The following is a 13,018-nucleotide window of genomic DNA, read 5'->3' as shown; positions in this document are numbered from 1 at the left end:
CGCCTCGCCAACTGCAACCATCCTGACCAGAGCCTTCTGTCGCTCACTCGGCTCGACCCCCTGAAAAAGCCACAGGAACGTTGCCCATGCACCGCCGACCGCGCAAGGCCCCAACCACGACGCGGACATCACACATCAACCTCCATCATGTGCCGGATGATCCACCACGCGAGCAGGTTTAAGGCAAGGGCAACGGCCACGCTGCCAGCCCCAACGGGCGTTGCAAGGCCCGCCCTGAAGTCGCCTGAGAGCAGTGTGAGCAGACCGACCATCGCCACCGGCATGAGGGCCACCAAGCGCGCCGACATACGTGCTTGAGACGTTTTCACATCGAGCCGGCGCGCGAGCTCCATGCGTTCGCCCACCATCTCCGCGGCATCTGCGAGTAGGTCGCGCAGCGGAGCGCCCGTGCGCTGGGATATCTTCAAAGCGAGCGATACGAACCCCAACCCAGGGGCAGGCAGGCGCTCGAGCAAATCGTCAAGCGCCGACGCTGCGGGGACCCCGCAATCTATCGCGTGCGAAACCCTCGTGAACTCCGATTTGACAGGCTCTTGAGCATGACTTCCCACGAAGCGCATACCTTGGGCAAGCGAGTGCCCCGAACCGAGCGCGATGGCAAGCGCTGCGAACGCCTCCGGCATCTCCGCCTCTATGCGCCGCTCTTCCGAGCGCTTCCTCCGAGATGACCGTAAGCCCAGAATGCCCCAAAACGCCACAAGGCCTGCGGCGAACCCCCACAAAGAGAACGAGACGATAGCTCCCGCAAGGCCGCAGGAGGCATCGGCGCACAACAGCATGCCAAGCTTGGTAACGTAGTCCCCACCATCGAAAGGAATCTCCATCACGTAACGCCGTACCACGGAATTTCCCGAGATCTGCTGCGGAACCATCTCGCCCAGCCTTCTCGAGAAAGCGAGCAGCCCCTCTTTCATCCCTGCTACCGAGACTTGCCGTGCATCCGCAGAGGTGGGCACAGAGCGCCCTGGCACGCCCCCTACCGAAAAGCAGCCAAACAGGCAGGCCGTACACACAGCCACAAGTGCCCCGATCACGAAGGGCATATATCGCGCCATGCCGATACCTCCTCTTCTGTAAGAACATGAGCCTCGAGCGCTTGGGCGATAAACGGCGGCTCCCGCACAAGCTTCCACGCTCCGGCAGCACGGTCGAAGGTCACATACTGCTCGAGCTCTACGCCTCCCCCCGCCCCTCTCGCCACCCCTGAATACGACGACACGAATCTCCTGCCATCGGCCCGGCGTTCAGACATGACGATTCCATCGAGTGCCATCGCGATCTGCTCCTCGATAAGCTCGGAGGGAAGATTGATGCCGTAACGTGCAAGCAGCGTGAGGCGCACGACGGCTTCCTCCTCGGTTCCTGCGTGCAAGGTCGTGAGCGATCCGTCATGCCCGGTGTTCATGGCCTGCAGCATATCGATGCATTCCGCCCCTCGCACCTCTCCTACCACGATGCGGTCGGGCCTCATGCGCAGGGCGTTTGTCACCAAGTCTCGTATCGTCACCTCACCCTCCCCCTCTATCGATGCCGCACGGGCCTCGAGCCTCACCACATGCGGGTGCCGCGAGAACTTGAGCTCCGCGGAATCCTCAATCGTCACGATGCGCTCACCTACGGGAATCTCGCATGACAGAGCATTGAGCAGCGTGGTCTTGCCCGACCCCGTGCCGCCTGCAACCGCAAGGTCCTGGCGGAGCGATACCGCGCATGAGAGAAGCTGCGCATACCATTCGGGCAGAGAGCCCAGGTCAACGAGCTCTTTGAGCGAACTGATGCGATCGGAAAACTTACGGATGGTGAGGATGGGCCCATCGATCGCGATAGGTGGAATCACCGCGTTAACGCGGTAGCCCTGGCTCAGGCGCGCATTGACGATGGGGCTCCGTTCGTCGATACGCCTACCCAAGGGAGAGATAATGCGATCGATGAGAATACGAATCTGCTCGTCATCATCAAAGAGCCTCCCCATGGCATGCAGCGTTCCTGCCTGCTCAAAATATGTCGACATGCAGCCGTTGACCATTATTTCTGTGACCGAATCGTCTTCGATGAGGGGCTGGAGCGGCCCAAGCCCTACTACATCGTCCAAGACCTCGACAACGACCTCTTCACGGTCCTCTTGGCTGAGCTCTCCCGTATCTCGTGCGTTAATCACCGCTTCCACCGCGGGACGCAGCTCTTCGCGAGAATGCCTTGTGTCGGAATCTCGAGCTAAACGCGCCACCTCGGCAAACCCCACGCGGTCGAGCATATCGCGCTTCGCATCTCGCACAATGGCGCGAAGAGAGCGCGACGCCCTTCCCCGCGGCGCGTGGCCTCGCCCGCCCGAATCGAGCTGGCCCTTACTCCTTCTTACGCGCTCAAATCGTTCAAAGACGCTCACGAGGCCTCACCGAGCCTCTTCCAAGGCAACCGCAGGCGAGGCCGCGCAGAAACCTCCTGGACGCCGTCTGGCACATCGGCACCTATCGAGCAACCAAGCTCACGCAGCAAGCTGCGGGTAAACGCATGGATGCTTCTGCCGAACGCATCCTGAGCGCGCACGGCATCCTCTATGCGTCCAAACGAGAGCAGTGATGCGAGCGCACTTCCCCCGTCGGGGATGCGCGTCTTCGCGCTCAGCGCCGCCGCCATCTCCAGGCGCATCGCCTCCTCTTCGGTGCAGGCGCGCTGCCCGAAGCGATTTACGACGCAGACCATGCGCGTCCGCGGAACGCCTAGCCGGCTGACCATGCTCACCGCTCGCTCGAGCGCCGTCACCGCACCCACCGCATGGCCGCATACCATAAGGCAACGATCGCAGCCTGCGACCGCCCCCGCCACGGCATCAGTCCACGTGCGGGACGTGTCAACGAATACGACATCCGATTCCCGGCGAAGAACGCCGATGAGCATCTCGACCGCGCGCCCAAGCAGCTCCGCGCGCTCGGGTGTGGCGATGGGGCCCCACAGCGTTAGCCCGGGCCCCACGCGCATCGAAGACCTCACGATCGCAGCCTCATCCAACGGGGCACTTCCCATTTGGTTCGCAAGCAAACCAAGGTCATGCAGCGTTTCTACGCCAAAGAGCTCGTAAAGATTGCCGAACATGAGATCCAAGTCGAGCACGGCGGTCCGAAGGCCGGCATGCGCAGAGCAAGCCGCCATCGCAGCGATGAGCGTTGTGGCTCCGCTCCCTCCCGCACCGGAAACCGCACAGACTACCGGCGCTCGACGTTCGCTAGCGCCCTCCGCATGAGATGTGTCCACGTGCGGCGAAATCTCCTCGCCACTCGGTTCAGGCGCCGCATGATCCAGGCTCGCAGCTTGAGATCCTCCCATGCACCACAGGTCCTCCGCGCGGCATGGCGCAAAAGGCACCTCATCCGGCTCATCGAGGTCGGCCAGGTCATCTTGCGTATAGGACGGCGAACATCCATCCTGGACCCGAGGCACCGGTTCGTGAACGGCTTCCGTTGCGTTACAGGCAAGCCTCGTGGGTGCACAAGGCACCTCGAGCCCAGGCGTGGTATCGAGAGGCGGCGTCTGAGCCTCGCGGTTGCAATCCCTTCCCATGCATGCCCCATCAGCGCATCCGCGCCGCATCTCTTCCCTCGAAACAGGCACAACCTCCGCTGCGCCCGCGCGAAATAGCTGGGCGATCCACGCTGGATCGAGCTCGGAAACCATAACGACGGCACGGCACGGCACCTGAGATGACGCAACCTTGGCCAGCAAGGCAAGCAGCTCATCGCGCATGCCTTCGTCGTCCAGCGCTACCACGCCATCAACCGGCTCGGATAATGCCGAGAGCACCTCCCCAAGAGCCTGAACCCCATCAAGCCAGAGCAGCCGCGCACCCACCTCTCGCGACTCTATCTCACGCTGAACGATCCTGCGTTCGCTACGCGGGCAGCACGCAAGCCATACCGCATCCTTCATCGCGCGTCGCCCCCTTCATCCAGCTCATCCGTCGGGGTACCAGCGCTCGCCGCGCTGGACCCTTCACCGACAGCATCGCTCGAAGCCTCGGTATCTACTGAATCATCTGAAGCGCCCGCATTGGCTCCCTCACCAGGAGCCGCAAGAGTGATCGTCCCCTTTGCCGTTGCAGCCAGCACTTCCGTTACGCGGGCGGGCTCAATGGCCAGCGTTACCCAGCTCAAATCTCCGCTCGCCGCTCCCTGCCCCTGTGCGCTGGTATCGATTACATGCGCCCCGCATAACCGATCGGCCACGCCGTTTGCGGAAACATAGACGTCGACGCTCGTGCCCGGCTCGATAGAACCTCCCACGGCATGGGCGGCATCGACGCCCACCGAGACCGCAACCCGGCCTTCGGGTATATCCAAAGACCCGCTTCTCGTCTCGAAGTACAAGGGGCAGAGCACCGCCTGCTCCGGAATCGCCGAAGTCGCCTGCCTCCCAATCACATCATCGGCCGAGGTGAGCGCACCGGAAGGGAGCATGCCTGCAACCCATTCCTCAACGCGCACGCATCCTTCATCGATCGTTTCGCCCGCATCGATGTCGCGCGACGCCACACAGACGCTCACAAGATCCCCTCCATAAGCTGCGAGCATCTCCTGTCGTTCCTGCTCTGCCCCCGCCTGCAGGGACGCTCCGTACCACAGGCTCAGCGCAGCGGCAAGAAGACCCGACGCAACGCTTGCGATCAACCGCTTTCCCTGCTTCATCTGCCACCCCTCGCTTGAACCATCGTGAGGAACTTCGTCCTTGATGCCATTTTCGCGAGGGACCAATCCAGGGCAGACATCAACCCGATAAAGTGAGAGACCCGCTGACAAAACGCAGGTGGAAAACTAAACGCCCAGCTCCTATTCAGTTGTTTCTTTATGCATTACTCGAGTGCAAAAGAAGCGAGGCGGCCACTCAGCCAGCCCCGCACGTACAGGAAACGAAAAAGGTATTCATCTTTTGGAAGAGCCGATGCATCACCGATCAAGCGCGTCGGCGCCTCCCGGCATCCCAGACACCGCAACAAGACCAATCTACAGGTGGATATCAGGGTCCAGACTCTGCGCACTTACGCGCATTTCAGACGCCAGCCCCTTGAACACCTCGAGGCGCAACTCGTCAATCTCTCCCGCCTCTACCGCAGCCCGTACCGAGCATCCAGGCTCATGCGTATGCGTGCAGTCGTTGAACCGGCACCCTCTTGACGCCTCGACAATCTCGGGGAACGCCCTGGCAAGCCCGCGCTCATGACCCACCAGGGGCAGGCTGCGCAGCCCGGGAGCATCCGTCACCACACCGCAAGAACCCGGCAGCTTGACCATCACGCGCGCGACCGTCGTGTGCCTGCCCGCATCGTCACGGGCACGTACCGCACCGGTTTCGAGCGCATCGTGTCCCAGCAGCGTATTGAGCAGCGTCGATTTGCCCGCGCCCGATTCTCCCAGAATCATGGAGCAGGTACCCGCGGGCACGCAGGCACGCACGCCGTCGAGCCCCTCTCCCGTCGCGGACGACGTCACCACGACGCGGACCCCGCCGCCCACAAGGCGCCGCACGCGAGCCACCTCGCCCTCGCGTTCCTCCTCAGAACAACGGTCTGCCTTGGTGAGCACCACGATCGGCTCGGCGCCACAGTCTGCCGCGAGCACGAGCGAGCGCGCGATACGCCCAAGCAGCACCTCGCCGGCGCCAAGTGGCTGAACGACAAGAATCGCATCAACGTTCGCGCACAGAACCTGCCGCTCGCCGCGATTTTTACCGCGCCACCGCTCGAACACCGTGCGGCGGGGCAAAACGCGCTCGATGACGCCCATATCGTGCCCGGGAGCAAGCCTCAGCGCAACCCAATCTCCCACGGCGGGGAGCAGGCCATCGCCCTTCTCCTTATCCTGTTTGGCGAATCCAACGGCATGTTCCGCGCGCAGCATGCGCTCCGCAGTCACCACCAACGGAAATCCGCGGTCAAGGCGAACTACACATCCTAAATGCATTTCACCAGGCGTTTCAGCCGCCGCGCAGAAGGCCTCGAACGCCGCGCGCTGCTCGTCGCTCGGCCGCACATCCGTGAACGCCGGCACGTCCTCCAGCGCATCGATCTTAGGCAGCGCGGCGCCTACACGCGCAGCATCGGCCTGCCCCATCGTGGCCTTTCCACGCTTGCCGCGGCCAGCACCTTTGCTCCGCGCCCGTTTTGCCATGCAACCGCCCTTCAACACGTCGACATACGCTGCTCATCTTACCGCACAGCCCCTCACTCAAAAACGCTCGAGACTCGAACTCATTTCAGAGCCCGCCGGTAAGTAAACAGGAACAGAACGCGCTGCAGAAGCGCACACTATCCCACACAGGTCCAGAGAATGGTGGCGCGTCAACGAAGAAGGCCCCGGCGAGTTCCGAAGGGCGTTACCCGCAGCTGCTTGGCATCGCCAAGCAGCGAGGACCACGCTCGAAGGAATCGCCGGGGCCTTCGGTCAGGTTGACGTTCGGGAGCCTACTCCTTCTCGACCGCCCTCATGATGGCCTTGTAAATCTCAACCAACGGGATGATCAGGAAGCCGAGCGCGAGCGCGGTGATCATGCCCTTGGGCTCAAGATGCTCCACACCAAAGAAAATCATGGACAGGGCATCGACCTCGACCACAACGAGCGTGAGAACGAGCGCCAGGAACGCCGCGCCCCACAGCCACTTGTTCTGCTTCTTCATATGGAAGATGCTGGCACGACGGCTGCGCATGTTGAAGCAGTGGAAGATCTCGACCATGTTCAAGGTAATGAACGCCATCATGACGCCCTCTTCGTCGGCCATGGAAGTGGCCAGCTTGGAAAGATCGATGACGCCCAGGTCGAAGTACACGCCGCAGAAGAAGCTGGCGAGCACGAGCACGGTGATGATGAGGCCCTGGACCACGGTATCGAGACCCATGTTGCCCGCGAACACGCCGTCAGTGGCATTGCGCGGCTTGCGCTTCATCACGTCGCCCTCGGCCTCTTCCATGCCGAGCGCGAGCGCGGGGAAGCAGTCGGTCACGAGGTTCACCCACAAAAGCTGGATGGGCTGGAACAGCGTGAAGCCCATGAGCGTCGCCGCGAACACGCTGAATACCTCGGCCAGGTTCGCGGACAGCAGGAACTGGATGACCTTACGGATGTTGTCGTAGATGCGACGACCCTCTTCGCACGCATTGATGATCGTGGCGAAGTTGTCGTCGGCAAGCACCATGTCGGCAACGTTCTTGGTGACGTCGGTGCCGGTGATGCCCATGCCGATGCCGATGTTCGCGTGCTTGATGGAGGGAGCATCGTTCACACCGTCGCCCGTCATGGCAACGATCTTGTTCTTTGACTTCCACGCCTCGACGATGCGGGTCTTGTGCTCGGGCTGAACGCGAGCGTACACGCCGTACTTCTCGATGTTCTGATCGAGCTCTTCCTCAGACATCTTGTCGATCTCGGCACCGGTGATGGCCTGGCTGCGATCCTCGACGATACCGAGGTTCTTTGCGATGGCCACGGCGGTGTCGATGTGGTCGCCCGTGATCATGACGGTGCGGATGCCGGCGCCGTGGGCCTCCTCGATAGCGGGAGCAACCTCGGGACGCTCGGGGTCAATCATGCCGGAGAGACCGCAGAACACGAGGTTGTTCTCGAGCGCTTCGGCAGCGAAGTCCGCAGGCTTCTCGGTGTAGGTGCGGCTGGCGAGCGCAAGCACGCGCAGCGCCTGGTCGGCCATGGCCTTGTTGGCAGCCAGAATCTGCTCGCGACGCTCGTCGGTCATGGGAACAATCTTGTCGCCGTCATACACCTGCGTGCAAAGCCCCACGACCACATCGGGCGCACCCTTGGTGTACTGCTCGAAGTTGCCATCGGCTTCCTCGACCACGACGGACATCATCTTGCGGCCGGAGTCGAACGGAGCCTCTCCCACGCGCGGGTGCTCCTCGTCCAGTCCCTTCATGCCCATCTTGGCGGCGTCGTTCACGAGCGCGCACTCGGTGGGCTCGCCCACGGCCTCGCCGGCCTCTTCGTCCCACTTGGCATCGGAGCACAGCGCCATGCCCGCGAGCAGCTTCTCCTCGGGAGCGGCAAGCTCGTGGTTCACGACCGTCATCTTATTCTGGGTGAGGGTACCCGTCTTATCCGAGCAAATGACCTGCGTGCAGCCAAGAGTCTCGACCGCGCTGAGGTTGCGGATAATCGCCTGGCGCTTGGCCATCTTGGTCACGCCGATGGAAAGCACGATGGTCACCACGGCGACGAGGCCCTCGGGGATGGCCGCAACGGCGAGCGACACGGCAACCATGAAGGTGTCGAGCAGCATGTGCGGCTCGGCGGTGACGGTGCCGATGCCGGCACGCAGCACGTCGACGGCGAAAACGACCACGCAGATGACAATCACCAGGACGGTGAGGATCTTGGAAAGCTCGGCGAGCTTCACCTGAAGCGGCGTGAGCTCTTCCTTGGCGTCGTTGAGCGCACCAGCGATCTTACCCATCTCGGTATTCATGCCGGTCCCGCACACCACGGCGCGGCCGCGGCCGTACACCACGGTGGAACCCATATAGCACATGTTCTTACGGTCGCCGAGCGGAACGTCGTCGGCACCGTCGAGCGCGATCGGGTCGGTGTGCTTCTCTACCGGGACGGACTCGCCGGTAAGGGCGGCCTCCTCGATCTTCATGGAAGCGCTCTCGAGCACGCGGCAGTCGGCGGGAACCGCGTCGCCCGCCTCGAGCAGCACGATGTCGCCGGGCACGAGCTCGCTGGAGTGCAGCGAGATCTGCTTGCCGTCGCGGATGACCTTGGACTGGGCGGCGCTCATCTCCTGAAGAGCAGCGAGCGCCTCTTCGCTCTTGGCCTCCTGGATCACGCCGAGGGCGGAGTTGATGATCACCACCGCCATGATGATGACGACGTCGGCCCACTCGGACTCGCCCTGGATCATGCCGGTCACGGCGGAGATGACGGCCGCGACGATGAGCATGATGACCATGGGGTCGGCCATCTGCTGGAAGAAGCGGATCCACAGCGGGGTCTTCTCTTCCTCCTTGAGCTTGTTCGGGCCGAACTTCGCCTGGCGCGTTTGCGCCTCGGCAGTGCTCAGGCCCGCATCCGCGCTCGTGGATTGCTCTTTGAGCACGTCCTCAGCCGAAGCTAGGTACTCTTTCAAACTGTATCCCTCCTGGTACGTCTGAACTCTGGGTGCCCGGGGCACCCCCTATACCTACACAACGCCCAATCGTAATTCCCGGAGGCAAGGGCTCGTCATGCAAGCTTCTATTTTACCCAAGCGCGCGGGCCACAAGGCCCAGAAGCTCGGGTTTCTGCCGCTTACCTCAGTGGCGGCGTTTTTCGAGCAGCGCTCTGCTGGATGCGGCGTTGCCGGGCGACATTCTGCCGCGCGCGCCGCTGCCGGGCGACTCGGGGACGATCGCGCCGCTGCCGGGCGACTCGCGGACGACCGCGCCGTTGCCGGGCGATGTCCCGCCAAACGCCACGTTGCCGGGCGACATTCTTCCACCAGCAGCGTTATCGGGCGGCTTTCGGACGCTCGCGGCGTTATCGGGCGGCTTTTGGACATTCCTGGGCCCCAAAACGTCCATTTATCGCCCGACAACGAATCGCATGTCCAAATATCGCCCAAAATCGGCGGGAGCATCCGGGTTTCGCCCGGCCCCGCCGGAGCGCCCAGCTCGGCTCCGCACGGCAACGCCGGGGCGCCCAACCCGCCATCGTCCGACACTCCGTCCGGCATTCCGCGCAGCTCACCTTCGCCGGCATCCGACCTCTTCAGCAAAAAGCGCGAAATATAATCCCCGTATTTGTGTTATGTAATGCAGATTCGGTAATCGGCTGTTTTTCTTCGATGAGCGGCTATCTTTCCGGCCAGTTCACCTATAATGCACCGCTGAATGAGAAGACCCGTAAACGCAGTGTGTAATTGGAGGACTGCATGTATAAACGCACGAAAATTGTCTGCACGATGGGCCCTGCCTGCGACAACGACGAGACGTTGCGCGAGATGATGAAGGCGGGCATGAACGTCGCCCGCTTCAACTTCTCCCATGGCTCGTATGAGGAGCATCACGGCCGCATCGAGCGCGTCCGTCGCATCGCCGCCGAGCTCGACATGACGATCGGCATCCTGCTTGACACCAAGGGACCCGAGGTCCGCACCGGCCTGCTCAAGGACCATCAGAAGGTCACCGTCAAGACCGGCGAGAAGATCGTCGTCACCGCCGCCCCCACCTCTGAGGACTTCCTCGGTGACGCCAGCCACATCTCGCTCGACTACCTCAACCTCCCCAACGAGGTCGAGCCCGGCTCCCGCATCCTCATCGACGACGGCATCGTCGAGCTCGTCGTCGAGAGCGTCGACGGCCAGGACATGCACTGCGTCGTCAAGAACGACGGCGAGATCGGCGAGCGCAAGGGCGTGAACCTGCCCAACGTCGAGATCGGCCTGCCCGCCATCACCGAGCGCGACCGCCAGGACATCCTCTTCGGCCTGAAGGAGGGCATCGATTACATCGCCGCCTCCTTCATCCGCAACGGCGCCGCCGTGCGCGAGATCCGCGAGCTCTGCCGTGAGAACGGCGGCGAGCACGTGGGCATCTTCCCAAAGATCGAGTGCGCCCTGGGCGTCCAGAACTTCGACGAGATCCTCAAGGCTTCCGACGGCATCATGATCGCCCGCGGTGACCTGGGTATCGAGATCGAGCCCGAGCTCGTCCCGCACCTGCAGAAGAAGATGATCAAGAAGTGCAACGCCGCGTACAAGCCGGTCATCACCGCCACGCAGATGCTCGACTCCATGATCCGCAACCCGCGTCCGACCCGCGCCGAGGTCGCCGACGTCGCCAACGCCATCTATGACGGCACCGACGCCGTGATGCTCTCCGGCGAGTCCGCCGCCGGCAAGTACCCGGTCGAGGCCGTTCGCATGCAGGCGAGCATCGCGCATGAGACCGAGCAGTACCTGGGGGCGCACGCCGAGCTCAAGGTGCCCGAGGGCAGCCAGAGCACGCGCGTGATCAACAACGTCGTGGGCCTCTCCGCCGTGAACATGGCCACGACCGTGGGCGCCAAGTGCATCGTTGTTCCCACCACCACCGGCCGCACCGCGCGCCTCATCTCGCACTTCCGCCCGAGCACGCCCGTTGTCGCTTTCTCGCGCCACCAGTGGGCCGTGCAGAAGATGCTCATGTACTGGGGTATCGAGCCGCACCTTGCCGCCATTACGCAGGGCAGCGTGGACGACACCGTGGCGAAGGCCATCGACTGCGCTAAGGAGCGCGGCTACGTGGACGCCGGCGATGTTGCCGTCGTGACCGTCGGCGACCCCAAGACCGCCGTCGACTCCACCATCGGCGATGGGAAGCGCAGCTCCACGAACGTGGTCTACGTCGCTCAGGTGCGCTAAGCAGCTAGAACATTGCACCAGCAAGCATCACGCTTCTCAAAGGGCCGCAGGCATGCCTGCGGCCCTTTTCGTATGCCTCATGCACGTTGCGTTTTCCCACATTAACGCGCTGTCTCCGCGCCGTTCGCCGACGCCGACCTCCCGCGTCACGCTTCTACGGCTCTCTCACGCTCCACGCCCCCGCAGCTCTCTCCCATGCCCACCACGCCACGCCCCCCGCGGCAGCCCTGCCGAGGCCTATAAGCCCGTGTTTGGTACCCGGAATGCAGTTCGAGGCTCGAGTCGGAAGTTTTTTGCCAACCTTCCAAGTAGACAACTGTTTTCGGGAGTTGTTTCCTGCGGTTTTGTTACCTCCCAAGACCGGTCTACTCACCGATCCCGAAAAACCTTCCGACTCGAGCCTTGAACTTTTCCGCCCCGTCTCTCCCGGCAAGCGTGAGCCCCCATAATCAGGCAGAACCAAGCCGCCACCAATCCGTGAGCACGTCGGCGCGCAGTTCTCGCTCCTTCTGCTCGAGACGCTCCGTTTTTGGTGCCCACACTCGCCCGTGTTTTCCCAGCAGAAAGCTTGCAACCTGCTGAAGCCGCCAGGGATCGGCAATCTGCTCGTATCGTAAGCGCACCACCGTTAAACCCATACTTTGCAACGCCAGCGCTCGGTTATCGTCCATTGCATTCCGCTCTGACCCACCGTGATAACCTGCTCCTTGACATTCAATGGCTATGGGCGGGAGACCCTCTGGCCCCTCTGCATACAAATCGATGCAACACGTCTGTTGGCGCGCTATAGCGCGCGCCGCATCCGAAAGCCGTATAGCTTTATTCAGTTCAAAGCTGCCAAATCCGTAGCCACCCCTCCGCCTCGGAAGACCAAGCAGCATTGCCGCCTGCACCTCGAACGGCGAGCGCGCCACACCCCATACGTCATCAAGAGCTTGGCGAAGCCGGCCAATGCCGCGCATGCCTCGAAACTGATCGCAAAAGCGCTGGACTTCATCGATGGTAATGAGGGGAGGTCGGTCCCATAAATCGGTAATGTTCCCGTTATTGTCCAGCATCGGCTTCCACCCATCGATGATAGGAAATGAGCCTGTATCGACGAGCTTCTGCAGGTACTCCCGCTCGCCATGGCGCGCACGGTACACCGCGAACAATCCCATCAGCTCATAGAGCATCATGGTTACCTGTGCAACAGGCGACATTGCGGCAAGACACAGCATCGTGAGCACAGGCGATGTGACCGCAAAGCCTAGATCGGTAGCGCGAATCATTCCAGGGGCAATCTCACCGGACCAAATATGCGGTATGCAAGTTTTTGTCGCCTTCACATGAGTCTTGCTGCGAACGAGCACGTGAATCGGTATGTCAAGGGGGCCGAATGAACCCGAACCTCTGAGCGCACGGCGACGCTCCCGCGACACATCGATACCGTAGCAATCGCCGTACAGCGCCAACACCACGGGCGGTGTGCGGTAGTAGCGGAATGCGGAGCTATGTGACAACACGATATTCATGTTCAAACCATAACCGCAACGCCAACCTGCTTGGGTCTGTGCCCAACATATTGCCGCTCCAGCTGACAAACTGCTGGCCAAAACTTGAACACGCAGAACATGG

The 13,018-nt window shown here is 62.2% G+C and carries 8 protein-coding genes; 1 reads left to right on the top strand and 7 read right to left on the bottom strand.

The window, feature by feature from the left end; all coding sequences use genetic code 11:
- Nucleotides 1-128: 128 nt before the first annotated feature.
- From HGEM_RS01160 to HGEM_RS01135, 6 genes are all read right to left on the bottom strand, one after another.
- Nucleotides 129-1,076 (bottom strand): type II secretion system F family protein, encoded by a 948-nt coding sequence (locus HGEM_RS01160; protein ID WP_019127562.1) that lies wholly within the window; start codon nucleotides 1,074-1,076, stop codon nucleotides 129-131.
- Nucleotides 1,052-2,407, bottom strand: a complete 1,356-nt coding sequence (locus HGEM_RS01155) for a TadA family conjugal transfer-associated ATPase (RefSeq protein WP_035100519.1) — start codon at nucleotides 2,405-2,407, stop codon at nucleotides 1,052-1,054. Before HGEM_RS01155 ends, HGEM_RS01160 begins: the two co-directional genes overlap by 25 nt.
- Nucleotides 2,404-3,945, bottom strand: a complete 1,542-nt coding sequence (locus HGEM_RS01150) for a CpaE/TadZ family protein (RefSeq protein ID WP_019127560.1) — start codon at nucleotides 3,943-3,945, stop codon at nucleotides 2,404-2,406. Before HGEM_RS01150 ends, HGEM_RS01155 begins: the two co-directional genes overlap by 4 nt.
- Nucleotides 3,942-4,700 carry a Flp pilus assembly protein CpaB gene (cpaB, locus tag HGEM_RS01145; protein ID WP_019127559.1) on the bottom strand — a complete coding sequence of 253 codons (759 nt, stop codon included), beginning with the start codon at nucleotides 4,698-4,700 and terminating at the stop codon, nucleotides 3,942-3,944. The genes HGEM_RS01150 and cpaB overlap by 4 nt, the downstream gene beginning before the upstream one ends.
- A 315-nt stretch (nucleotides 4,701-5,015) precedes the next feature.
- Nucleotides 5,016-6,179, bottom strand: a complete 1,164-nt coding sequence (rsgA, locus tag HGEM_RS01140; RefSeq protein ID WP_420870374.1) for a ribosome small subunit-dependent GTPase A — start codon at nucleotides 6,177-6,179, stop codon at nucleotides 5,016-5,018.
- Nucleotides 6,180-6,472: 293 nt separating this feature from the next.
- On the bottom strand, nucleotides 6,473-9,148 hold the full coding sequence (locus HGEM_RS01135) for a cation-translocating P-type ATPase (RefSeq protein WP_019127557.1): 2,676 nt from the start codon (nucleotides 9,146-9,148) through the stop codon (nucleotides 6,473-6,475).
- A 783-nt stretch (nucleotides 9,149-9,931) separates the two neighbouring features.
- Here HGEM_RS01135 and pyk point away from each other — a divergent pair.
- A complete protein-coding gene (gene pyk, locus HGEM_RS01130; RefSeq protein ID WP_019127555.1) occupies nucleotides 9,932-11,401 on the top strand; it encodes a pyruvate kinase in 1,470 nt (489 codons plus the stop codon).
- A gap of 449 nt (nucleotides 11,402-11,850) precedes the next feature.
- On the opposite strand, the gene HGEM_RS01125 is transcribed toward pyk, so the two are convergent.
- A complete protein-coding gene (locus tag HGEM_RS01125) occupies nucleotides 11,851-12,915 on the bottom strand; it encodes a hypothetical protein (protein WP_051008417.1) in 1,065 nt (354 codons plus the stop codon).
- Nucleotides 12,916-13,018: the final 103 nt, after the last annotated feature.

This window comes from Enorma massiliensis phI (genome assembly GCF_000311845.1).
GTDB classification, from domain to species: Bacteria; Actinomycetota; Coriobacteriia; order Coriobacteriales; family Coriobacteriaceae; genus Enorma; species Enorma massiliensis.
This window is presented reverse-complemented; position numbering and strand designations above follow the sequence as displayed.

What these genes read in the sequence shown, in the direction of transcription:
- HGEM_RS01125 (WP_051008417.1), bottom strand. Translation starts at nt 12,915, where the DNA reads ATGAATATCGTGTTGTCACATAGCTCCGCATTCCGCTACTACCGCACA.
- pyk (WP_019127555.1), top strand. Translation starts at nt 9,932, where the DNA reads ATGTATAAACGCACGAAAATTGTCTGCACGATGGGCCCTGCCTGCGAC.
- rsgA (WP_420870374.1), bottom strand. Translation starts at nt 6,179, where the DNA reads ATGGCAAAACGGGCGCGGAGCAAAGGTGCTGGCCGCGGCAAGCGTGGA.
- HGEM_RS01150 (WP_019127560.1), bottom strand. Translation starts at nt 3,945, where the DNA reads ATGAAGGATGCGGTATGGCTTGCGTGCTGCCCGCGTAGCGAACGCAGG.
- cpaB (WP_019127559.1), bottom strand. Translation starts at nt 4,700, where the DNA reads ATGAAGCAGGGAAAGCGGTTGATCGCAAGCGTTGCGTCGGGTCTTCTT.
- HGEM_RS01160 (WP_019127562.1), bottom strand. Translation starts at nt 1,076, where the DNA reads ATGGCGCGATATATGCCCTTCGTGATCGGGGCACTTGTGGCTGTGTGT.